Source organism: Legionella rowbothamii, from assembly GCF_900639985.1.
GTDB lineage: Bacteria > Pseudomonadota > Gammaproteobacteria > Legionellales > Legionellaceae > Legionella > Legionella rowbothamii.
Window position 1 is genome coordinate 211110 of the sequence record NZ_CAAAIM010000006.1, and the last position, 20846, is coordinate 231955.

The window sequence follows — 20846 nt, forward strand, 5'->3', positions numbered from 1 at the left end:
TCATAGCATTTTCCCCGCACTGGCTATTTTTGCTCCTTGTCTTATAGTGTCTGATGCTGAATTAGCAACTTTATCACTTTGTTGGCCCGCTTCATTTATCAAACTAGATAACCCTGCCCCTGCCTCTCCACCAAAATGACTGGACAGTTTCAACAACAACATAGGTGCAATGAAATAAAACATCACAGCCATATTACGCATGGCAGAAACGGCATCATTTTGGCCCAAAGGATCAAGTACACTCCGTTCAACAAAACCAACCAAATGCCAGAGATATTGCAGAAAGATAGCCATGATGAATAAACCACAGATACTGCCTAATGCCTTAGGGTTATATCCGCTTAAAGCTAAAATAACTGGAGTCATAATAATCAGAAAAAAATATAGGAAAGCTTGCATTACAGGTAGTGTTTGCATAATAGCTTCCCGTTTCAATGGTGTTGAAGTCCATGATTTTGTCCATTGCCCCATGTTAACCAGTCCATGGGATATGGCACCACCGAATGCACCATTAGTATTATCCATAAGATTTTTAACACTGTTGGCTTGCATATCACGGCTATCGTTAAGCAGCATCTTGGCGATGTAATCTTCTGAGCTTAATTGTGAACCCCATGCTTTAGGATGGTTAGTTTTAAAAGTACGAACTCTGTCCAACACAGCGAAATAATTCAAATGGCTATCAAAAACACTGGCATCATTGGCGACTTTCACCAAATCTGTTTTTAATTTACCCCACCATTGATTACATGTTGGATAACCTTCCTCTGGCAAGTGTTTTGAATCAATATCACCTCGTTGAGCCGCCTTTTCCAAATTGCTATTGGGAGCTTCTTTAAAACTAAATCCTGGTACAGGTTGTCTGGCATGAATTTTTCCGTAGTACAGAGTTTGATAGACTTTTGAACCTATCCATTTCAGATCTTCTTCACCACCATATTTTTTCAGGATTTCTTTTACCTTGACCTTGTCATATGGTTCATTGTGATAACTGTTTCTGGCCTCCAAAAAACATTGCCTATGAAATTTTAGAGCTTGTTCCCGAACCTCTGTTGGCAGATACGTGGAAATTAAATCACCTTCGATGGCTTGTAAGCTATCAGTACACCCTGTTACTTTCATTAAGCCATAAGTGATCCCAGACATATAGTTTTGCAAAATGGCAAATCCTATAGGCATTTTGACACTGGGGGTCAAAACATCAGCGAAGGCTTCATCGTAAGTAGTTCCGGTATCTTTTAATGTAGATGTCTTGGCATCAGAACCCTTTTTAATTCCACACATGGGTTTAAAACTTAGAGCTTTTTCTTCCAGAGGGACACAGGGATAAACGAATATCCCGCAAATTAAGAATGTCATTGCCAATTCATAAAGAAAATTATTTAAGGCATGTTCGGCTGCGTGATGGGTAGATCCAGCTGGAGCCAGGACATTTTTCAAAAACCGATAGCCCACCATAAGAAAGCCAAGATAAAGTAGCCCTGTTTGCCACAGGGCATTGAACAACACCTCATATTGCTGCCAACCTAAATAGGTGGTGTAGAGGGATAATGGACTAAAAACTACCATATCAATCTCCTTTGAAGTTGGTTTGGGGTTTCACATACACAGCTCCATTTTTCACACTTGATTGCTCATGATCATCACCTGGTAAACCTTTAGCTATTTCATTGGAGCGCATGTCCATTAACATAGTTAGAGTTTCTGTCATCATTTTTTTGCGTACTTCACTTTCAAATGCCAGTGAATGAATATCGTCATCCAGCTTTTTTAATGCAAACCGCACCATATCCAAGGCAGGTTTCAGGTTTTGTACTTCTTGTACTTGTAATCCAGCTTGGAGAATTTTGCGCATCATCAATGCCTTATCCAGCATGTTTTGCACAGCAATTTGTTCAGCTAGTTTGGATACTGTGAGTATTTGTTCTTCACGAGGTAAACGTTGAATAGTGATGATAATTTCATCTGTAATCATCAAATTAGATGCGCTCACTAATCTGAGTTTTTCTTCAGTCAAAGGCCATTGTTTATCAACCAATTTCCACAGTGCTTTAGCTACATTAGAGGTGCATGTGTTGCTACTGTCGCAGCTTTGTAATAAAGCAGATAATCCTATACCTGCTTGGGCATCATGTTTGGTTTTATCGTTTTTATCTTCACTGGCGCTGACATGAATATCTCCTAATACTTTTACTGCCCAGTCAGCAGCTTCCTTTGGAGTTTTCCAGTTCTGAGTCATTGGTGTGGTTACATCTGCTTTTTTATCGTTATTTAAAGGTTTTCGGTTTAGTAGAATGTTGTAACCAGCTATCACCACATCATTAATGACTTTAATTGGTCTTTGATACTTACCACCTGCATTACCTGCTTCATGTCCAATCCATGGTAAGCCATATTCATCTCTTTTCTTTGCGATGTTTTTGGCAGTTGCAGTAACATCTACATTTTCTGTTTTTGCACGTCTAGCAGCGTCTAGCCAACCTTGACTGTCTGAAACTGATAACATACTTTCCATAGGCGACTGACCTTCCTCCAGAGTCTGTTTAACGTCCTGGCAATCTTTCACTTTGACGGCAAATTCATTTAGCGCACCAGATGCAGTATTTTGCAAAACGTTATAAAGAGCTGGCATGGATTGCTGTAGCTTATACATAGGAAAACCAGCTACGGAGCCTTTCAAATTATCAATAATTCCACCAGGTATATTCATTGCTGAAGATTTCATATCCTGAAAAGTATTGGTGATAGAAACGACGGGATTAAAACCACTACAGGTAAAACCCAGGCGACCATCAAAATTTCCACCTATAGTTATGGTTTGATCGTTATTGACAGGGGGTATATATAAATTGGATGAACCTCCCAATTTATAATAGTAATCTGATTCATTGGGCATAAATGAACCGGCCAACAAGATTGATGGCATGAAACAAATAATTAGTGCAATTGTTATTTTATTCATAATTTCTTCCTATCGTTTTTGAGGTTGACCTACTTTGGGAAATGACAGAGCGCGGATGTACTTTCCTTCATGATGAATACAGCCACGATATTTACGCCAAACCACAAAGACATAATTTCCATTTCCTGCTTTATCATCTTCTATGCCCATATCACTTGAGTCAGTTGGGTTTATATTACGATTCTTGGGATAGACTTCCTGCCAAATTACCTGCTTACGTTTTGGGTCAAAAATCACGTTGGAAACAACACAATTTGGACCACAAGAATTACTGGTACTTTGAGTGACATGCAGACTGTTTTTATTGGTAACGATATCAGCAGCATGCATTGCAGCAACAATTGATGCACGAAATCGTGAGGGTTGAGTTACTCTCATTAATCGTGGAATTTCATGGCCCCAAATATCAGTTTGACTTCCAATATCGTGGTTAAACAATAATTGAGGATGAGTAGCCATATAAGCAATTTCAGCGATTTCAGTTCTATCGGATACAGCATCAGCTTCACTAATGTAATAGGGAAATCCGAATCGTGTTTCGGGACGGTGCGAAAGGTAAGGAAAACGATACAATCCAGCAGGACTACCTATCACATCTACGATTCTGGTTCGCTCATCATTAAGGTGCATTGAGTTAATCTGTCCTGCATCATCACCAAAATCCAAATCTGAACCTGTCGCCAACTTATAAGTTTGTTTATACAACGTTTGACTGGCAAGATTTTCAAACAAAGCTTTAGCTTCTATCCATGGATTGGTTTCAGGTCTATTAGCAACGGTGACAATTAAATCAGGAAGAAACTGTTCCACCGCAGGCACAGGAACCAATTTTGGTGGCAGCTTTCCAACTGCCCAAGTGCAACTGCCTATGACTTTATAATGGCTATAGGTAAAGATTTTACTAATGACTTTGGTTGCAATACCAAAACTGCTAATAGGATTAGGTGGTTTGAGGCTTTCCTGAGCATGCAGAACTGTAGAACCAAGGAACAATACCAGTAATGCAGAATGGTTAATCTTCATAAAAATAACCTCCATCATTTTGATTGCGTACTTTGTTCTCCAATCTACTAGCCACAATCTCAGCTGCTTTAAGAACATCGTATTGTTCCTCTAGTGCATGACGTTCGGCTTTTTCTGCTTTTTCATTGAGTAATAACGCCAAGATGTAGCGTGTTGGAATGACGCGAAATAATCCTTGATAACGTGAGCCGAGTAAGACTGCCTCAGCGTAAAGTCCTTTTTGCGAATCAATGTCACGAATAAGCGCTATTTGCTCAGGAGTTAATTGTTTGAATTTTTGGACATCAACCAGTTCCTTTTCATCAATGCCTAATAAAATCCATGTTTCAATCAGTGATAAAATCTTGGTGGCCATTTCAGAATTCATGTCTGCGACATTTTGGGTACTGGGAACGAGCCACAAGCCCAGTTTACGTGCAACTTTAGCTACAAGCAGTGCGCATGTGACAACAGATGGAATTTGAAACTGGATATGGGCTTCGTCAAAAAAGAGAAAAGTTGGGCGATTGTTATTTTGGTTTTCTTCAGCCATAGCAAGAATACGTGGTAAGAGCGATACCATAACCAGAGCCAATTTCCCTTTATCATCTTTAATAGCTGACACATCGACATGGAAAATATCAAAATCACCTAAAGGTTCTGTTGGCACATTAAAAAAGCGGGATTTATTACTATTAATTACATAACTTTTTAATCGGTCATGCATATCTAAAATACGATCTTTTTTGCGAGGAACGGTCTCTTTTTCCATTCTTCTGGCAAAGGCAGCCAATACATGTTCCGTTAGCATCTGCGGAATATTGGCATTGAAGGAGGTTAATATGGCATCACTTAAGACTTCAATTAGTATGGTTTCATCAGCTAGAGTGAAGCTTTTTTCTTCTAAATCATTAGCCTCAGTAATCATGGTACGCAAAGCAAGTGACAACTCAGCCAAATAGTTACGTGATTCTTCGTTACAAGCCTGCTCAGCCAAATTTGCAGCCTCATGTAATCCTTCTTTCATCTGCATTATTTTTTCAGCCAGGTGTTTGGCCTTTTCATCACTTAAATTACTACTGATTTCATCAAGCGCTTTGTAGGCTTCACAAAATGGGTTTAAAGGAACAGCTTTGCTTTTTTGATTGCTTAATAATAATTGTTTGACACTTTTCCCCTTAGCTCGACAATGGGTGAGAAAACGGTCAAAAGAGTTACCCATTTCAAACAGCACAATACGCGCGTTTTTAGTAGCCATTAGTGTATTAATTATCCATCCCGCTGCTACGGATTTCCCACCACCTGAGTTAGCAAAAAGTGCCATATGCGAGTTTTGGCTAATAAAGTCAGTGTGTAATGGATCAAACAATACCGGCTCACCAAGACGATTAAAGAATGTAAGACAAGGCAAATGTCGTGCCCCTTGATTGCGACCATAGACGGGCAGTAAAGCTGCTAATTCAGAGGCATAGATTAAACGATCGAATCGTAAATATTGCCGAGCAAAAGTGGGTACAAAATTAAAGGGTAATGCACTAAGATAACTGTTGATTGGGTGAAGATCATAACTGGAAGGTATTAAAGGCATTTTGACATCAATGAACAAGTCTTTTAGGTCTTTTTCAATTTGGATTGCCTGTTCTTCAGTTTTTGCATGATAGAATATTGCCTGATTAACCCAAAATAGTCTGTTGCCCATTGATAATTCATCTCGGGCAGTTTTAATATCATCTCTGACCTGTTGCGGTTTTAAACTGGTACCAATGATGCCTTTTTCAAGTCGCATTAAATGAGCATCAAGAGCTTCATCATTACTAAAAGTGACCTGAATAGTGTAGATTGCTCCCTCTGGTAATCTGTCTAATAATGCATAACGATGTTTGGGATTTGCTTGAGGCTTCTCACGAGACAACAAACCTGTTTCAGGCGCTTCTCTTAAACCATCTACATATAATATTCGATGTTGATAACCATCAAATACAAAACCCTTCTCATTACTTTCAGGTGGGGTAAAAAATAGTGCCTGACTCAGATTATATCCAGCTGGTTGTTTTTCTTTGGGGTAAGGAAAGCGACTAAGTAATTCCTCAATATTGCCATTAGTCATTGCAGGTTCAGGATTAAACCAGCGTACCCACCATTGGTAATAGTCCTTACCTGTTAGTCTTTTGAGTTGTAAGCCAGGTGATTTCAGTTTGCTTTCAATCTGCGCCATCACTTCTTGATGCTCCAACAATGCTTGATCTCGTGTTGGTTGAACTTGTTTGTATAAACGATAAAACAAAACACGAACGCGTCTTCTTCTACCGCGATAAGGCATATCAGTTTTAGGATCTAAGAATAAACCCTCTGGTCTTACCATCTTGGTGAATAGATCATCGAGTCTGGCCAGATAATCCTGAGTAAAGGACATTTGAGCGATTTTGGGATCAAGATTATTTGTGATGTGATTCAAAACAGGTTTTAAGCTGTACTCATCATTGACATACATTTGCATTACCCAAGGATCGTCTTTATGTAAGGGAACTACTGCTGCAAAAGTGTCACGAATTTTATTAAAAACTGACTCTAGATGAGCAGGAGATGCGGCTTCTGCAGGTATGCTGGCTAATTCAAATCCTGAGCCGATACTGATCCCATCATTTAACAAAAAAAGATTTTGTTTATCACAAAAATCGACTATAGCGAGTTGATCAGGTAATGAAGGATGGGGATTGTTATACCCTTTCTTAACTTCCTTTTCTGTAATAGCACTCCTGGATTTAGAACCTAACAACCAATCGCTGGCTTCATTCAATAATAGCTTCATACCATCCCCTCAATATTGTTCAGATGCCAAAGCAAACTGGTTTTGTTTGTAGAGAAAAAATCCTGTGGTGTAGCCAGGTTTAATCAATTGCTCATCACCAATTAAAGCCACATGGGGAAACACATAAATTGGAATTTGAGGGTTATCTAAGGGCTTAAATAAATTCTGAATTTCATTAGAAGCATCACGTGTATACCCTTCATAATTGACAGGCTTGTTTAGTGTTCGTTTTACAGACCAGCTTTGTGTTGGTTCGCTAATGCTTTGCTGATAGAGCTGACTGACAGTCAAACCTCCTTCTGGTATTGCTTTGGAGGCTACTATCGAAGAAGCACACGCACTCAAAGTCAATGTGCTACCTAAGGCTAAAATCATGCGTAGTTTGTTGTGAATGGCCATAATCTAATACTCTCCCGTTCGCTTCTTTATCGAGTTTGATGGTTTGTGTTAAATGAAATGAAAATTGATTGGGTCTATACCCTGATTTATAAGCAACACTGGCAGGAACAAATACCATGTCAAAACTACCCTGAATCCTTTTTTCCAGCCAATCAGCTGCTTTGACTGATCCTTGGGATAACGCACCGCCTAAAGCGTAGTTACCCATAGAACCTGTTGGTGTAGCAGTTCCGCCATTGTCATTGGCCGTGTAGGTCATTTGCCATTGAGACAATGCATTACCAAAACCCTTAACCCCATCTGCTGCAATCATGGCGGTTAATACACGCGGAGCATTGGTAAAATATTGGCCTTTGATGCATGGGTTGCCGAAGGCAGTAGTCAGATAACCCAGACTTTCGTTATTAATCATCTCAGCGGTTCCATTCATTTGCTCCTTGCCGACGGTTACAAAATGGCCGTCATCAAAGACAAATAAAGCAGAGGTGACATAAGCTCGTGCACAACTGATGTTATCGAGAAATGAGCCTACTCCTATGGCATAGCCATTGACCTTCATCCCTGAAATATTAGGCGGTAAAGGGATGCCATTTGCAGCCATTAAATCCCCTCGATTAATAACTGCTGAAAAGGGAAAAAGTGGTTGCATTAATTTTCCTTCCACTGGAACTTCACCAATTAATGCGGATAATAAAGTGGTGTGACCAAGATCCGATCCAGCTGGAATGGTGTAGAAAGGAATAGATTTTTTTACTTCTGTTTTTTTCAGATTGATTTTAGTTTTTTCGGTTAAAGATTTACGCTTGGCATTGAGTCTGTCCCAATAAGCAAGTTCGGTTTGATTGTTTTCATTTTTCATCAGTAACTGATCTATGTCTTTAATAGTGCTTTTTTTAATTGGTTTTTTTGCAGGCTCACCATTAATTGAATAAGGTTGATCCTGAGGTTGTTGTACCTGTGAGGATTTAAGTTCTGCGATTTGTTCTTTTAGGGCATCAAGCTCTTTGGTTAACTCTGGATTGTTGGTTTGTGGTGCATTAATGTTTCCTTGAGTGTTTTGCTCCTTAAGCATTTTATTCTGCGCCTCAAGACTCGCCAGTTTCTTTTCAGTCTCTTGCTGTCTGGCCGCAACATCACGAATATTGTCATTGAATTGACTGGCTATGGCTTCATTTAAGTTATTAGGATCGCTTTGTTGTTTATCAAGTACAGATGAATGATGACCACTATTCATTAGTATCAAAGCAGCGACTCCTACTACAGCACCAGTTAATACTTTTAATCCGGCATTTTTCTTCATCGTACAAACTCCCTACCAGTAACCAAGGCCTCATTAAATGGTCTATCCGAAACCAGAAATACGGTGGTTGTGTCTTCTTTACCTCGTGGTGCTAATGTATTGGTGGGATAGAAGGTAGCGGTTTGCCAATTTCCCACCATGCGACGAGGATCAACAACTACCTCTTTATTCAACAGATTTTTTAATTCGATCGCTGTGACATAAAAGGCACCTCCATGCCATGAAATCAAAGGACGAGACTCCATACTGGCACCATAAATCAGACTTATTTGTTTTCTGGTTTGCATGGGAATACGACCAACCCCTTCAGGAATGACTAATAGTCTTTGTGGGGCATATAGGGATTGGATAGCGAAACGGGTCAATGTGATTGAGTTGATATCAAAACTGTTAGCCGTTTCCGGTTGATTGTTGTTAGATTCTTCTTTATTTTCCAACAAGATTTCTACAGGTTTATTGGCGGTGATTTTCTCATTGGCAGATAAGTTAAGAATAATCACTTCGCCTTGGGGCATAAGCTGAACGAGCAGGCGTTTGTTATCAAAAGATTCCTTTCCTTTAAGATAAAGAGCATCCTGAATTTTTAATACTGCGATTTTTTCGCCAGCTTCGTTGTCGATAATGCTAATGGCTTGGGGGAAATGAACTAATCGTTCCTCATTTAAAGAAATACTCAAATGAATAGGCGTTTTATCCCATAACACATGCTCGGCATCGAGTGCGAAAACCTCCATACTGACCAAAACACTGATTAATACGAACAACCATTTATACTTTGTCATGTTGTTTTTCCTCCAAAGGTGTAGCTAACAAATCTTTGACCAGGGCTTCTGGTTGGGTATAACCATCGAGAGCTAATTGAAAGGGATTTTGCAGGCGAGATAAGGTCACTTTGACTACTCGAAGATGGTAATCAACTACCTTGTCAGCAATGACCATAGGGCTATTGTCTTTAAGTCTTTGCGTGATGCGTAAAACCAGATGTACTTCCCACATGTTATTGCCTATGTCTTTCACATCACTGTCTTCCATAAAGCGATAAAGACTAGCCACTTGAACTCTATTGAAGAGTTGAGCATCTTTATACGCTGCCAGTGTTTGCTCCATTAAATGTCTATGACGTGGGGTGAAGTAATAGTGGAAACTGGCGAGGTTATTAGTGAACTCACTTTTACCTGATTTGGACCAGGTATTTAAAGCAGGCATTAACGTTGCAACAAACCCTTGCACATACTCAGCAGGAATTTGCTCTGCTTTAATTAATCCACCATTTGTTGCCATTGAAGGGGTTAGCCAAAATTCATAACGATTAGGGGATTTAGCCAGAGTGATAATCAGTCCAGATACAATGAATACAAGCACTGAGATAAAGGCCAATAACAGGCGGTTGAGATGATTTAAGCTATCGATTTTCTTCCAGTAATTAAACATGAGGTTCACCTACTAATTTGGATTTTTGCCAGATGCCTTTATGAGAAAGATAAGGCGAAGTTCTTATGCCCCAACGTGCAAACCCTAAAATGGTTTTCTTCATTAGATAACCATAAGGTTTGCCCGCTTTTAATCGGGCAACACGCTTTGGACAAACCGTAATGGACAAAACAAAACCCACCAAAAAACCAACGCAACCAAAAGCCAATGGGTAGCCTGCAGGTATACCGCTTAAGGTAAAAAGCAAGCTAGTACCTAGTGTTGCTACAATGACAATCCAGAATAGTTCACGCAGACTTAACCCTTTGTAGGCTTCGTAATCATGAGACAGATGGCGTGATGAAGGTCGGTTCATGGCAGCCACCTAAATCTTGAATTTGGTAATCATGGTGTAACCCACATAACCTGCAACAATACTGATTGCCAGATAAGTAATACCCATCACCGCAAAAGTACCAAAGGCCACCATCGAACCGTCATTTTTCTTGGATTCCTCTATACCGTGCTGAACTGTTGTGATGAACTTGATAAAACTCATTACCGCAGCAATAAAGAGTAATAATCCCAATCCTTGTCTAACGTAATTTCCTGTCACCGTCATCATGCTTTTATTGCCGTCACTAATATCATCGGCATTAGAAATTTTGGGGAACCAGTTATCAGCAAACAGGGCTGGTGCGTAGTTTAAAGTGATAAAACCCGTACCGATTTTTTGCCACCATTGATTCAACTGGACGTTTTTATTTTTCATGGTTAATTCCCCTTTACGATTAAAATTAGAATGAATAGGCAAAGTCCCATTACAATGCGAATTGAACGAGAGCCAAGACGAATGAGAAAACCATCCTGTTCTCTTTCTTCATTGCCCATAAAGTGATTGATGCACCAGATCACTGCGATAATGACCATCATGATCGCGATGAACCGAATGCAACTTGAGTACACCCCAGCAGCTGTATTACCTGCCGCTTGCTTGAAGCTGGCGGCAAATGTTTTAGCGATATCCACTTTGCCCATGGCTACTTACCAATGAAATCAAGCGCTAAAGGCTTGATAGTTTTAGGTTCGATGGCGGGCTTATTGATGTAATCAATTAGTGAATTGCGGATAACCAATAAATCATTACGCAACCCAGGATGCGACTTGCCATCAGATCCTTCAAAAGATTCAATATGTAATTGGGTTCGAGTATTAGGTTCAATTTCCGTTTGGGCTTCATCCAGCAAGGGCATGATGGCGTTGATTTGGTTAATAACTCTGACCAACGTTTGATTAAGAGCTTCTTCACTGGCGTGTGTCGCAAAGCAAGTCATACTCAGCATTAAAATCAAAAACAATCTTTTCATTTTTTCTCCTTACAAATATTTCTTAAAGCGACTGGCTGTAATGGAAACCATCACACTTAATAAGATACTGACGGGTACGAACATTAGTGCTGGGGTAATACACAAAGGAACTGCTAGCCATAAGGCCAATAACATCAGCAAACCACGTTTGAAGTAGCGATTTAATTGATGAAATACATATGAGGACTCACGTCCCAACGAGGCGGTGCGAATGGCTCGTTGATTCAAACCATCGACCAAACCTGCTGTCATAGCTAAAGCAAATAATGGAATGCTTGCCAGAAGAATCATCAGCTTGATAAACATCACATGAGCAGTCAGGCTGATAAGTAACCCAACTTGTTTTGTAGTGGTAAATAAGTCATCTACTATCTGATCTAATTCAGAGTTGTTTTCTGGTAAGACGGTATTCAATTCACTTTTAATAACGGTAGTAACTTTTCCTACTTTGTCGGTCATTTTTTCAGTTGGTATTGCGGTAACCCATGACTTGAAGTGCTCAGCCACTGAAGCATCATTAAATTCTGCGACTGCACTAGTTTGTTGTTTGGATAGTTCATAGATGGTTTGCCAGGCTGAATCAAAGCCATTCATTCCCCATAGACTCAATGCCCAACCCAATAAAATCAACCAACCGATAAAGACAAGTAACAGCAAGCTCATGATGATTCTTTTGGATTTCTTTTGGGTTTGAGTTTTTATTGCCATATCTCACCTTTATTAAAAATCAGTGGGTAATGGCTTTCTTTGAAGATGGCTAAGAGGTCATCTACATCAGCAGGCAATAATGGTTCTTTGATTAATTCCTGAAGTTCCAGCAGACTGGAACTGCTGTCTATATTAGTAATAAAACCCAGAGCATTTATCTTTTCTAACTCTTGTGCATGATCCTTTAACCATTGACGAGATACAGCATCATCGCCAATGATAAAAATAGAATAAGAAAAGTTAATTAATTCTAATTTGCGTTTTAATACTTTGCCCACTGTTGCTTTGCTGGTCGCAGGTAATCGCGCATCCAGTTTTGCCTGAAGTTTCAGTGATTCTTCTGTGAGTTGCTCTTGCGATTCTTTGATGTAGTGTTCCATATCGATGACTTGATAGGCATAGCAGGAAGTAATCATCAATAAACCTGCAATTAGTGATATCTTTCTCATCTTAAAACCTCCCCAGATCAACAACGCTAGAACTGCCGTTTTTAGAAAGTAATAACAATGGGGTGGTTTTTTTATTAGCCTTTAGAGATTGATAATTCAGGTCGCCATGATTGAGCGTAAGACGACCACTGTTTATCAGATGTTGTGGGATTTGATGTTTGTTAGCCCATAATTGAATTGATAAATCATCACTATCTAACAGCATGAGGTGTAAGCGAGTATCAGGAGTATTTTCAATTGCTTCAGTTAAAATCATCAAAATAGTTTTGACTGCTTCATCTGGTTTCATGAACAGATAAAGGATGTCTCCCTGATTTAGTTGAACAGACTTATGGGCATAGGGTGAGTAAGGAGATGGATCAAAATCACCAACAACAGGTACATTGGCAAAGAGCTTGTTATAGGCTTTATAAAATGCATTATTCCAGGCAATATTTTTAGAGACTTTCTGGGCTTCCTGAGCTGCTGCAAGTTCTGCAAAATGATTGCGTTCGTCTTCATTTCTGGCATTAAGCCCCAGTATATCCAGTGGGGTTTGTCTTAATCCCTGATAATAGATCTTGCTGCGATTCTTCATGAGGAATACATAACGCTTTTCTTCCTCAAGGGTTAACTCCCAAACTTTGGCTTCATGAAGTTGTTGTTCATTGAGCTTTAATTTGTTTACGTCTTGCTCCAAAGTTAGATCGTCATTATTTACTGTTAACCCAGCTCTCGCTAAAGTTTGATCTTGTGCACTTTGAGTATTCAATGGTTGAGTATTAATGCCAGGGATATTCAATTCAGCGTGTACTGTATGAGTTGATAACAAAGTGAGAGTGAGTACTGTTTGTTTAAACATGTTGCTCACCTTGTTCCATATTCACTGGAACACGATCTTTATTACTGTTTTCAAATACAAGGTGTTGCCTCCCAAAATCAATTTCTAAAACAGACCATCCAGCCAGGGTATCTCCTCTTTCCATTGGGACAGTTTTAAAATCATAGATAACACTAGCTACACTGACTTGTTGAATGCTGTCTATGCTCAGAACTTTAAAGGGCAAAACAGTAACGGGTAGATATTTGATGGGGTGTTCTTTCTTATCCAGAGTGTTAACGACCTTATGGATAGTATCGAGCTTCTGGGTTAATTCTGATCTGCTTTCAAGTACCAACTGATTTAATTTGCTTTCATCTGTAGATTTCAATTGTTCAATTAATCCGGCCAGTTTATTAAAATCCTGATCGATGGAACTTAAATCAATTTTTTCTACTGGCTTTTTAATTTCTGTTTGAAGAGTAATGAGTTGAGATTGAATGTCGTTTAAACGAGAACTAATGACATCATTGTCTGTTGTACTGTCATTCGAATGCATTGCTCCAAGGACAATGCCACTAACAATCGCTACATTAACTAATGCAATAAATACCCATTTATTCACAGGTTTATTAAATGAAATCATGATTTACTCCTTACTATTTTTTTAACAACAGATTGATAGCCAGGTTTCAATTTGAAATTCACTTCCCGTAGCAACGGATTAACAACCAGCAAAAAGACTTGCTGTCCCGCAAGTACTTCAAGTCCATCTTTAACGCTTAAAGGGCCTAAATTTCTATCGATTTGAGGTAAGGTCTGCAGCATTACTGCCTGCAAACTTTGGGGTTGCTTTTCTTTTACAGCTAAGGAATAACCAGAGTATTGCAACCACCATTTTATTGCCTGACCAACAGTTTTAACTTCTTGGGGGAAATGAATTTGTTGCACTGCCAATAAAGGATTAACTTGAGCAGCTAAAGGTTTATTAGCGACTGTTGCATAACGATTAATCTGAGTAACATCTGCCAGCGCGTGGGTCGTAAAAGTTAAGATGCTTAGTGAAGTAGCAAGTAACAATTTGAACATAACAAACTCCATCAGGGCTTCATGCCCTGAGTTGATAATTAATTGGTTTCTGAAACAATTTCTTGCTGTGTGACAATCTCAGGATTAGCCTTCTTCCTTAAATAGATTTCTTTGCGATCAACATCCACATTTGACGGCGCATGAATCCCTACCGCAATGTGACCTCTACGAACGTATAAAATTTTGATTTGAATCTGGCCTTTGTCTATGAGGATTTCCTCTCCAACACGGCGGGTAAGTACTAGCATGGCAACACTCCTGTTTTGATTAACTGTTTAATTTTTTTAACATGGCTTTGATATGCATCTCAGCGACTTCACGGCTCGCTGGTTTGTTGGAATCTTGATTCATAGGGCGAGGAATTCTGCGACCCTGGATTGCTTTACAATCTTCAATAAACTGAGGCAGTGTTGGTGGATACCCTCTCCCCTCACGAAGCATGAGCAAAACTTCTTTCAAAATTTGATTATCAAAACGCAATAAAGCGTCAAACCACTCTTTTTTAGCACCAGCCAACCCACGTTCGTTTTGGAAATTACTCCACCAGATATGGCCATAAATCGCTCCAAGCCTGCTAAACAGGGTATCAATCCGCTTGTCATGAACTTCTGGGGTTGCTGAACTGGACGACGTTGCTTGTGTTTGATTGCCCGGATTCTTCTTCGTTGAAATCGAAGTCCGTGTCTCCACATGAGTCCCAGAAAATTTCGATTGCAGATTTTTTTGCATGAGTTGTTGTATGTTTTGCATTGCTACGCTCCTGTTTTCTGACAGAGGAAATTTCATCATCCCAGCAGTGTTGGGCTAACCAGTTGGCAGGGTACTTCCATGGAGGAACCCAATCACCTGCAAATGCTTGCTCATCCCAATTCTTCACTTGTGCAATCAAAGCGCTGATTATTTTGTCCACTAGAAAATCATCGGGATTGATTTGTTTAAACTCCTGCCACGCTTTTTGTTTGGATTTTTTGCTTGGGTAATGCGACCAAAATTTTTCAAATTGCGTAAATAAATATAAATAATTATTCTCTTTATGAGGTATGTCGGCTTTTGCACATTTAGCTATGTCGGCTTTAACTGGTTTAAAGTTCGATTGGCTATTATTATCAAGGACTTCTTGAAATTCAGGACTGATGCCTTGCTGTGACGGCTTTGTGACGGCTTTTTTCTGGACATAATAATCCCTTGTCGCTAAAAGGCATTTTAAAATTAATTGATGATCTCTGGATTGGAATTTAATAAGACCCGCTCTTTCAAGACCAGCGATTGCACGGCGTGTTTGTGCACGAGAAAAGCTAACACTTTTGATACCTTGATGTGGTTCGATATACAGTTGTTCAGCAATTGATTGATAGCTTATCCCCCTATCAATTCCCACTATCCCGGTTTTCACATTCATATAAGGCCTAATCCCTCTAAAATAAGCTAATTGCTGAATGTGCGGTAAGCCACACAATGCAACCATCTCGTTGTCATTAACAGTGAACTCCATTGCTCCCTCTTCTTCCGTTGACTTAATTAATCATCAATTTTGCTGTATGTTATATTTTGAAAATTAACGACCCATATTAATGCTCTTAATGAGCATAATTACTCAAATCGAGCAACTATAATTAGAACTTAACACATATTGAGAATGTGTCAATATCTGGTATCATATTTATTAAGTATTTTTATGGACGTAACATGGAATGAACATCAAAGAGAAAATAGGACAACGAATTAGGCATGAACGAACCACCAAAGGCCTAACGAGAAAGGCTCTGGCAGAGCTAACAGAGGATTTAAAAGTCTCTCGCATCAACAATTACGAACGCGGCGAAAGAACCCCTGGCCCCGAAGAAATCAAACAACTAGCTAAAGCACTAGAGGTTTCACCATCCTTTTTAATGTGTTTGTCCGATGACAAACAAGGAAGATTAAATAAAACTCCTGGCTTGGGTGCTCTAATTCCAGTGCTGGATTACAAGCAGGCTGCAAATCCTGCGCTATTTATTCAACAAATCAAAGAGGAGCACTACTCTGAAAAGGTTGCATTAATCCCAGTTAGTTCAGGACTGACTGAGCGTATCGGTCCAAATGCCTTTGCGATGGAAGTGAGGGATGACAGTATGACTCCAGAATTCAGAGTGAATGATGTGCTCATCATTGATCCTGATACTACTCCAAATCCAGGAGATTTTGTGGTGGCTAAGCTTGATTCTGAAAATGAAGTGATTATTCGCAAATATAAGCAGCTTTCTGCTTCTAAAACATCTCCAGCATTTGAATTAATTGCGCTTAATGAAGATTGGGCAAGTGTTCGAGTCGATCCCGATACCAGCTGTGAATTAGTTGGGTCGGTTATAAGTCTAAATAGATTTATTAAATTATGACCTGTTAAGGATGAGTCCAAGGATAATTAATGAAACCGATTTTGATAAACCTACCCATGCCAATAATAACCCCCAGGTTATTAATAAGACCCACCCAAGTAAATGACGGTAAGGCAGTGAATGCCGCTATTTTAGAATCCTATGAAGAACTCCATCGATTTATGGATTGGGCTAAAACAAAGCCCTCTGTAGAAGACTCAGAAGAACAGGCTCGACTCGCTGCTGCCAACTGGATTCTAAAGAGAAATGAAGAACCGTGGCTTCAACTATTTATTTATGACAAAACCACCGGAGAATTTATTGGCGGAACTGGCTTTCATCATATTATTTGGGAAGTACCCTCTGTTGAGACAGGATATTGGATACGCAGCTCTCGTGCAAAAGAAGGTTTGATGACCGAAGCGATTAATGCCATTACACAATATGCGTTCAAACAATTAGGCGTAAAACGAATGGCCATTACCTGTGACCTTGATAATAGCAGAAGTCGAATGGTTCCCGAGCGACTGAATTACACCTTAGAGGCAACCCTAAAATCAAATAGAAAAAAACCAATTACAGGTGAAATCAGCGATACTCTTGTCTACGCAAAATATGATCTTGATAATCTACCCAATCTAAACGTGAATTGGCCTACAGAATGAACTCTCTACAATTCAAGAGACTATGCGAAAATGACCTAGAACTTCTCTACACTTGGTTCAAAGAACCAACGATTAACCAATTGTATGCTAGAAACCAAGCTTGGTCTCTTAAAGATATTCAAAATAAATACCTACCCAGAATTTTAGGCCAAGAAAATGTACCCAGCTTTATCATTATCAAAAATAATAAAGCCATAGGATTTATACAATATTATTGCCTGACAGTGTCTTTACCTGAAGGTATAAAGGGTTATAACAACCCTTTATTCAATGAATACACTCCAAATCAACTTGCCGGAGTTGATCTTTTTATTGCACAAGCAAAAGATCGTGGCAAGGGCATAGGGGAATCTATAATAAACAACTTTATCTCAGAATATTTAACTCAGTTCAAAACTATTCTCGTTGATCCAAACAGTAATAATATTCACGCAATTCGATGCTATGAAAAAGCGGGGTTTGTAACATCAACCTTCAGCCGAGACCCAGACTATATTGTTATGATTAGAGCTTTAACTCCATTTTCATAGGATGCATCGAACTAATGAATGATCAAGCCAAAACCATACTAAATGATCTAACAAGTGACATAAACCAGTTATTAGGTTTTCATGAAAGCACCCCTAGAATTAATTACGGTCCTTGTGGTGTATTTGCTCAGTTATTTTATGAAGCATGGAATAATCGTTTCCCTGAAAAAGTATATATCTGCTTTGTTATGATGCCTTCAGGTGATGAGTGTGATCATGTCGTTATTAGACTCCCAACAGGGGACTTATACGATGGTGGTGTAGGTGTTCATTCTGATGATTTCTATACTCCACAATTTATCATAGAAGAGATGCTGGAATATGATCATGCCATATTGGAAAAATGGGCTTATGGTCTTGACCGTACTTACCCAAGATTCTGCCCAGACTTTGATAAAAACAAAGTTAAAAAATTGATTGATTATCACCTTGACCGTTTATCCAAGATGACAATATAGAATTCAAATTAAGGAGTACAGGTTGGCAATCGACAGATTAAAAATTTCAGACATTGATCGCTTAATATCCTACATTGAACTTTCTTCAAGAGACCCTGTTCTATTAGCAGAATTAAGTCATTTCCAAAAAATCAGATTTAATAAAGAGGGTCATTATGAAGAGCGTCCACTAACGGAAAACGAGATTAAAAGATTAGGATCAAATAGAACAATTAAATTCTATTTAATTTTATTATTTCTTGCTGAAAACATTGCATTAGAATCCTTGCGAATAAAAAACAGAACCTACGATGGTGATGTTGTCTTAGTCAATGATTTGTGGGAAGAAATGGAAGAAATGCTAGTTAAAAAATTGTTTCTTTCCCGAGAAATCAGCTCCTATTTTATAAAGCTTGGCGGGAAAAATAGCCCAGAATTTCAAAAATTTATTAGCTTAGCGAAGTTCATTAAAATAGAAAACTTAAGTTCTGAAGAATTTACCTGTTCCGCTGACAAAAAAGCAACATGCTCTCTATATCTAACAGGGAAATACGTACTAGAAGAAACTAATCCTAAATTAAAGACTAAAAATGATAATACATCCCTGAGAGAAAAGTATGATTTATATGACCGCAAGACTTGCTGTCATGTATTCTTATACGATCCATTTAAATTCGAAGAACCACAATCCTATGTTGCTTATCGATATATCAATAAATGTGCAACAAAAAAGAATATTGAGTCAATATATACTGTTATAGATTCAAAACCTGAACTGACGGTACTTCTTGATAATGGATCTTTTACCAAGGTGGCAGCAGAAGATATTTCAGATTTTCTTGAGAAGCAATTATTTGCTGGTGAATTAGATAAAACGATAGTACAACACATTAAAAATGATTATCCGCCCTTATTTTACCCTCCATTAACCATCGAGCTCACAAAAACCATTTATCAAAACCTTTATAAATTAATAAATAAGGGTATGAAACAATCCGAAGAAAAAGCTAAACCACTATTGCTGATTCTTGCGGAAATTCATGATTCAAAAAATTCATTTTTATTACAAGTCATCGTACTCCTTATTGCAAAAAAACTTGGAGTTGAGTGGTTATTTCACGAAACAATCAATTTGCATCATAAAGAACATGGTTTCGATGCACCAGTAAATGCTACCAATTCACTGCTATCTTTTGCCCAAACGAATCTTTGTATCCAAGTAAAAGACCTTGAAGCCAAACTTCATTACGGTGATATTGAAGCACCTTATCCTTATCATGAAATCCCTGAAGAAGAGTTCGGTATTGATGCTCGTGAGCAAAGTTGGATTATTGATATAAAAACTTTAGGTAAGGGGGCAGTTTTAATATTAGGAGCTGAGCACTTAAACAATATAGTAAATAGTGAGCTAAAAAATAACTTTACTATAGTTCCAATCAATTGCACTTGTGACAAAAAATATAGCGATAAATTATCAATTACCAACCATAACTTCATTGCTTTGGAATACAATCTAAACCAGCTTACTCTAGATGAAATCATTAATATGGCACTAGAAGCTCAAATATCTCAATCTACTTAAGTATTTTCGGAGAACAACATGAGATCTCTTTGTCCTGCGCCACTAAGACCAGGTGACACCATAGGATTAGTTACTCCATCAAGCCCCTTAGTGCCTGGTGCTATTGAAGCAGGTGTGCAATTTTTAGAGAAAAATGGATTTAAAGTGAAACTTGGAAATCATATTTATGATTCAGATCGTTTTCTAGCAGGTAATGATATAGATCGCGCAAAGGACCTGATGGATTTTTTTAAAGATTCTACGGTTAAAGCGATTATAGCAACGCGTGGCGGCCAAGGTTCCCAGCGACTATTACCTTTACTTGATTACGATGTAATTCGATCTCACCCCAAAATATTAGTTGGATTTAGTGATACAACTGCTTTACAACTCGGTTTGTTGAAAAAAACCAAGCTGGTCACCTACACAGGGTTTACTTTAACCATTCAGCCCAACACCCTGATTGAACAAACATTGATGGCTTGTTTATTTGGAAAATCTTATCGAATCACTGAGGGAGTATGCGTTTGTCCAGGAACCGCTAAAGGTCCCATAGTTGGGGGGAATTTAACATTACTCACAACGTTAATGGGAACTCCTTTTCAACCCGAATTTGAAGGAGGTATTTTAATGATAGAAGATATTAATATTGAACCTTACAATCTTGATAGAATGCTCTCTCAATTGGACTTAGCTGGTGTTTTTAATCAAGTAGCGGGTATTATCATTGGTCAATTTGAAAATTCCACAGGAAAAGACTCAAATTCTCTGGAAGGTACTGTTGATGACGTAATTAATGAATGGAGCTCTCATTTTAAAGTCACTTGCATTAAAGACTTTCCTTATGGTCACGGCGCAAAACGATGCGTTCTACCAATTGGGAAAGAGGTTATATTAGATGCGGGAAAAAGCACTCTTTCCATTTAATAAGTTCAGGTTAAGGGTCGGGCACCTTCTTGGCTTCCCTAGTACATCAATATGCTATCATTAAAAATGACTATTTAT

Annotated in this window: 26 protein-coding genes; 6 read left to right on the forward strand and 20 right to left on the reverse strand. The window is 38.7% G+C overall.

Going from position 1 to position 20846, the window contains the following annotated elements:
• Genes E1P08_RS11635 through E1P08_RS11730 form a run of 20 tightly spaced genes read right to left on the reverse strand, consistent with a single transcriptional unit; the run spans position 1 to position 15693 of the window.
• Entirely contained in the window at positions 1 to 1569 is a 1569-nt protein-coding gene (locus E1P08_RS11635) for a conjugal transfer protein TraG N-terminal domain-containing protein (RefSeq protein ID WP_133137186.1), read from the reverse strand.
• 1 nt (position 1570) lies between these two features.
• Positions 1571 to 2962 (reverse strand): integrating conjugative element protein, encoded by a 1392-nt coding sequence (locus tag E1P08_RS11640; RefSeq protein ID WP_133137187.1) that lies wholly within the window; start codon positions 2960 to 2962, stop codon positions 1571 to 1573.
• Between the two features lie 9 nt (positions 2963 to 2971).
• The gene (locus E1P08_RS11645) at positions 2972 to 3985 is read right to left on the reverse strand and encodes a TIGR03756 family integrating conjugative element protein (protein WP_133137188.1); all 1014 of its coding nucleotides are present in this window, start codon (positions 3983 to 3985) and stop codon (positions 2972 to 2974) included.
• On the reverse strand, positions 3975 to 6773 hold the full coding sequence (locus E1P08_RS11650; protein WP_133137189.1) for a conjugative transfer ATPase: 2799 nt from the start codon (positions 6771 to 6773) through the stop codon (positions 3975 to 3977). The genes E1P08_RS11645 and E1P08_RS11650 overlap by 11 nt, the downstream gene beginning before the upstream one ends.
• 9 nt (positions 6774 to 6782) lie before the next feature.
• Positions 6783 to 7172: a TIGR03751 family conjugal transfer lipoprotein gene (locus E1P08_RS11655; RefSeq protein WP_133137190.1), complete on the reverse strand. Its 390-nt coding sequence runs from the start codon at positions 7170 to 7172 to the stop codon at positions 6783 to 6785.
• Entirely contained in the window at positions 7129 to 8472 is a 1344-nt protein-coding gene (locus E1P08_RS11660; protein ID WP_133137191.1) for a TIGR03752 family integrating conjugative element protein, read from the reverse strand. The genes E1P08_RS11655 and E1P08_RS11660 overlap by 44 nt, the downstream gene beginning before the upstream one ends.
• The gene (locus tag E1P08_RS11665; RefSeq protein ID WP_045096240.1) at positions 8469 to 9254 is read right to left on the reverse strand and encodes a TIGR03749 family integrating conjugative element protein; all 786 of its coding nucleotides are present in this window, start codon (positions 9252 to 9254) and stop codon (positions 8469 to 8471) included. Before E1P08_RS11665 ends, E1P08_RS11660 begins: the two co-directional genes overlap by 4 nt.
• Positions 9241 to 9903 carry a DUF2895 family protein gene (locus E1P08_RS11670; RefSeq protein WP_045096241.1) on the reverse strand — a complete coding sequence of 221 codons (663 nt, stop codon included), beginning with the start codon at positions 9901 to 9903 and terminating at the stop codon, positions 9241 to 9243. Before E1P08_RS11670 ends, E1P08_RS11665 begins: the two co-directional genes overlap by 14 nt.
• Positions 9896 to 10258, reverse strand: a complete 363-nt coding sequence (locus E1P08_RS11675) for a TIGR03750 family conjugal transfer protein (RefSeq protein ID WP_045096242.1) — start codon at positions 10256 to 10258, stop codon at positions 9896 to 9898. The genes E1P08_RS11670 and E1P08_RS11675 overlap by 8 nt, the downstream gene beginning before the upstream one ends.
• A gap of 9 nt (positions 10259 to 10267) precedes the next feature.
• On the reverse strand, positions 10268 to 10654 hold the full coding sequence (locus E1P08_RS11680; RefSeq protein WP_045096243.1) for a hypothetical protein: 387 nt from the start codon (positions 10652 to 10654) through the stop codon (positions 10268 to 10270).
• A gap of 2 nt (positions 10655 to 10656) precedes the next feature.
• The gene (locus E1P08_RS11685; protein WP_040534879.1) at positions 10657 to 10920 is read right to left on the reverse strand and encodes a hypothetical protein; all 264 of its coding nucleotides are present in this window, start codon (positions 10918 to 10920) and stop codon (positions 10657 to 10659) included.
• A 2-nt stretch (positions 10921 to 10922) separates the two neighbouring features.
• Positions 10923 to 11249, reverse strand: coding sequence for a hypothetical protein (locus E1P08_RS11690; protein WP_133137192.1), 327 nt, complete (start codon positions 11247 to 11249; stop codon positions 10923 to 10925).
• A 9-nt stretch (positions 11250 to 11258) separates the two neighbouring features.
• Positions 11259 to 11957 carry a TIGR03747 family integrating conjugative element membrane protein gene (locus E1P08_RS11695; protein WP_045096245.1) on the reverse strand — a complete coding sequence of 233 codons (699 nt, stop codon included), beginning with the start codon at positions 11955 to 11957 and terminating at the stop codon, positions 11259 to 11261.
• Positions 11948 to 12406, reverse strand: coding sequence for a PFL_4695 family integrating conjugative element protein (locus E1P08_RS11700; protein WP_133137193.1), 459 nt, complete (start codon positions 12404 to 12406; stop codon positions 11948 to 11950). The genes E1P08_RS11695 and E1P08_RS11700 overlap by 10 nt, the downstream gene beginning before the upstream one ends.
• Position 12407: 1 nt before the next feature.
• Positions 12408 to 13247: a TIGR03759 family integrating conjugative element protein gene (locus E1P08_RS11705; RefSeq protein ID WP_133137194.1), complete on the reverse strand. Its 840-nt coding sequence runs from the start codon at positions 13245 to 13247 to the stop codon at positions 12408 to 12410.
• The gene (locus E1P08_RS11710) at positions 13240 to 13851 is read right to left on the reverse strand and encodes a hypothetical protein (RefSeq protein ID WP_133137195.1); all 612 of its coding nucleotides are present in this window, start codon (positions 13849 to 13851) and stop codon (positions 13240 to 13242) included. Before E1P08_RS11710 ends, E1P08_RS11705 begins: the two co-directional genes overlap by 8 nt.
• Positions 13848 to 14294, reverse strand: a complete 447-nt coding sequence (gene pilL2 / locus E1P08_RS11715) for a PFGI-1 class ICE element type IV pilus protein PilL2 (protein WP_045096249.1) — start codon at positions 14292 to 14294, stop codon at positions 13848 to 13850. The genes E1P08_RS11710 and pilL2 overlap by 4 nt, the downstream gene beginning before the upstream one ends.
• A 38-nt stretch (positions 14295 to 14332) precedes the next feature.
• The gene (locus E1P08_RS11720) at positions 14333 to 14542 is read right to left on the reverse strand and encodes a carbon storage regulator (RefSeq protein WP_045096250.1); all 210 of its coding nucleotides are present in this window, start codon (positions 14540 to 14542) and stop codon (positions 14333 to 14335) included.
• A gap of 19 nt (positions 14543 to 14561) precedes the next feature.
• Positions 14562 to 14984 (reverse strand): Vir protein, encoded by a 423-nt coding sequence (locus E1P08_RS11725; RefSeq protein ID WP_242602446.1) that lies wholly within the window; start codon positions 14982 to 14984, stop codon positions 14562 to 14564.
• On the reverse strand, positions 14893 to 15693 hold the full coding sequence (locus E1P08_RS11730; RefSeq protein WP_242602447.1) for a hypothetical protein: 801 nt from the start codon (positions 15691 to 15693) through the stop codon (positions 14893 to 14895). The genes E1P08_RS11725 and E1P08_RS11730 overlap by 92 nt, the downstream gene beginning before the upstream one ends.
• Before the next feature lie 292 nt (positions 15694 to 15985).
• On the opposite strand from E1P08_RS11730, the gene E1P08_RS11735 reads away from it, so the two are divergent.
• Genes E1P08_RS11735 through E1P08_RS11760 form a run of 6 tightly spaced genes read left to right on the forward strand, consistent with a single transcriptional unit; the run spans position 15986 to position 20768 of the window.
• Positions 15986 to 16669, forward strand: coding sequence for a LexA family protein (locus E1P08_RS11735; RefSeq protein ID WP_045096252.1), 684 nt, complete (start codon positions 15986 to 15988; stop codon positions 16667 to 16669).
• A 29-nt stretch (positions 16670 to 16698) separates the two neighbouring features.
• Positions 16699 to 17313 (forward strand): GNAT family N-acetyltransferase, encoded by a 615-nt coding sequence (locus E1P08_RS11740; RefSeq protein ID WP_133137197.1) that lies wholly within the window; start codon positions 16699 to 16701, stop codon positions 17311 to 17313.
• Positions 17310 to 17843 carry a GNAT family N-acetyltransferase gene (locus E1P08_RS11745; RefSeq protein WP_133137198.1) on the forward strand — a complete coding sequence of 178 codons (534 nt, stop codon included), beginning with the start codon at positions 17310 to 17312 and terminating at the stop codon, positions 17841 to 17843. Before E1P08_RS11740 ends, E1P08_RS11745 begins: the two co-directional genes overlap by 4 nt.
• A 14-nt stretch (positions 17844 to 17857) precedes the next feature.
• A complete protein-coding gene (locus E1P08_RS11750; RefSeq protein ID WP_133137199.1) occupies positions 17858 to 18301 on the forward strand; it encodes a hypothetical protein in 444 nt (147 codons plus the stop codon).
• Between the two features lie 22 nt (positions 18302 to 18323).
• Complete coding sequence (locus tag E1P08_RS11755; RefSeq protein ID WP_133137200.1) at positions 18324 to 19862, forward strand: hypothetical protein; 1539 nt, start codon at positions 18324 to 18326, stop codon at positions 19860 to 19862.
• Positions 19863 to 19880: 18 nt separating this feature from the next.
• On the forward strand, positions 19881 to 20768 hold the full coding sequence (locus tag E1P08_RS11760) for a S66 peptidase family protein (RefSeq protein ID WP_133137201.1): 888 nt from the start codon (positions 19881 to 19883) through the stop codon (positions 20766 to 20768).
• Positions 20769 to 20846: the final 78 nt, after the last annotated feature.

What these genes read in the sequence shown, in the direction of transcription:
- E1P08_RS11740 (WP_133137197.1), top strand. Translation starts at nt 16,699, where the DNA reads ATGAAACCGATTTTGATAAACCTACCCATGCCAATAATAACCCCCAGG.
- E1P08_RS11730 (WP_242602447.1), bottom strand. Translation starts at nt 15,693, where the DNA reads ATGAATGTGAAAACCGGGATAGTGGGAATTGATAGGGGGATAAGCTAT.
- E1P08_RS11735 (WP_045096252.1), top strand. Translation starts at nt 15,986, where the DNA reads ATGAACATCAAAGAGAAAATAGGACAACGAATTAGGCATGAACGAACC.
- E1P08_RS11645 (WP_133137188.1), bottom strand. Translation starts at nt 3,985, where the DNA reads ATGAAGATTAACCATTCTGCATTACTGGTATTGTTCCTTGGTTCTACA.
- E1P08_RS11720 (WP_045096250.1), bottom strand. Translation starts at nt 14,542, where the DNA reads ATGCTAGTACTTACCCGCCGTGTTGGAGAGGAAATCCTCATAGACAAA.
- E1P08_RS11640 (WP_133137187.1), bottom strand. Translation starts at nt 2,962, where the DNA reads ATGAATAAAATAACAATTGCACTAATTATTTGTTTCATGCCATCAATC.
- E1P08_RS11680 (WP_045096243.1), bottom strand. Translation starts at nt 10,654, where the DNA reads ATGAAAAATAAAAACGTCCAGTTGAATCAATGGTGGCAAAAAATCGGT.
- E1P08_RS11660 (WP_133137191.1), bottom strand. Translation starts at nt 8,472, where the DNA reads ATGAAGAAAAATGCCGGATTAAAAGTATTAACTGGTGCTGTAGTAGGA.
- E1P08_RS11690 (WP_133137192.1), bottom strand. Translation starts at nt 11,249, where the DNA reads ATGAAAAGATTGTTTTTGATTTTAATGCTGAGTATGACTTGCTTTGCG.
- E1P08_RS11665 (WP_045096240.1), bottom strand. Translation starts at nt 9,254, where the DNA reads ATGACAAAGTATAAATGGTTGTTCGTATTAATCAGTGTTTTGGTCAGT.
- E1P08_RS11670 (WP_045096241.1), bottom strand. Translation starts at nt 9,903, where the DNA reads ATGTTTAATTACTGGAAGAAAATCGATAGCTTAAATCATCTCAACCGC.
- E1P08_RS11675 (WP_045096242.1), bottom strand. Translation starts at nt 10,258, where the DNA reads ATGAACCGACCTTCATCACGCCATCTGTCTCATGATTACGAAGCCTAC.
- E1P08_RS11650 (WP_133137189.1), bottom strand. Translation starts at nt 6,773, where the DNA reads ATGAAGCTATTATTGAATGAAGCCAGCGATTGGTTGTTAGGTTCTAAA.
- E1P08_RS11710 (WP_133137195.1), bottom strand. Translation starts at nt 13,851, where the DNA reads ATGATTTCATTTAATAAACCTGTGAATAAATGGGTATTTATTGCATTA.
- E1P08_RS11745 (WP_133137198.1), top strand. Translation starts at nt 17,310, where the DNA reads ATGAACTCTCTACAATTCAAGAGACTATGCGAAAATGACCTAGAACTT.
- E1P08_RS11700 (WP_133137193.1), bottom strand. Translation starts at nt 12,406, where the DNA reads ATGAGAAAGATATCACTAATTGCAGGTTTATTGATGATTACTTCCTGC.
- E1P08_RS11760 (WP_133137201.1), top strand. Translation starts at nt 19,881, where the DNA reads ATGAGATCTCTTTGTCCTGCGCCACTAAGACCAGGTGACACCATAGGA.
- E1P08_RS11695 (WP_045096245.1), bottom strand. Translation starts at nt 11,957, where the DNA reads ATGGCAATAAAAACTCAAACCCAAAAGAAATCCAAAAGAATCATCATG.
- E1P08_RS11750 (WP_133137199.1), top strand. Translation starts at nt 17,858, where the DNA reads ATGAATGATCAAGCCAAAACCATACTAAATGATCTAACAAGTGACATA.
- E1P08_RS11655 (WP_133137190.1), bottom strand. Translation starts at nt 7,172, where the DNA reads ATGGCCATTCACAACAAACTACGCATGATTTTAGCCTTAGGTAGCACA.
- E1P08_RS11705 (WP_133137194.1), bottom strand. Translation starts at nt 13,247, where the DNA reads ATGTTTAAACAAACAGTACTCACTCTCACTTTGTTATCAACTCATACA.
- E1P08_RS11685 (WP_040534879.1), bottom strand. Translation starts at nt 10,920, where the DNA reads ATGGGCAAAGTGGATATCGCTAAAACATTTGCCGCCAGCTTCAAGCAA.
- E1P08_RS11635 (WP_133137186.1), bottom strand. Translation starts at nt 1,569, where the DNA reads ATGGTAGTTTTTAGTCCATTATCCCTCTACACCACCTATTTAGGTTGG.
- pilL2 (WP_045096249.1), bottom strand. Translation starts at nt 14,294, where the DNA reads ATGTTCAAATTGTTACTTGCTACTTCACTAAGCATCTTAACTTTTACG.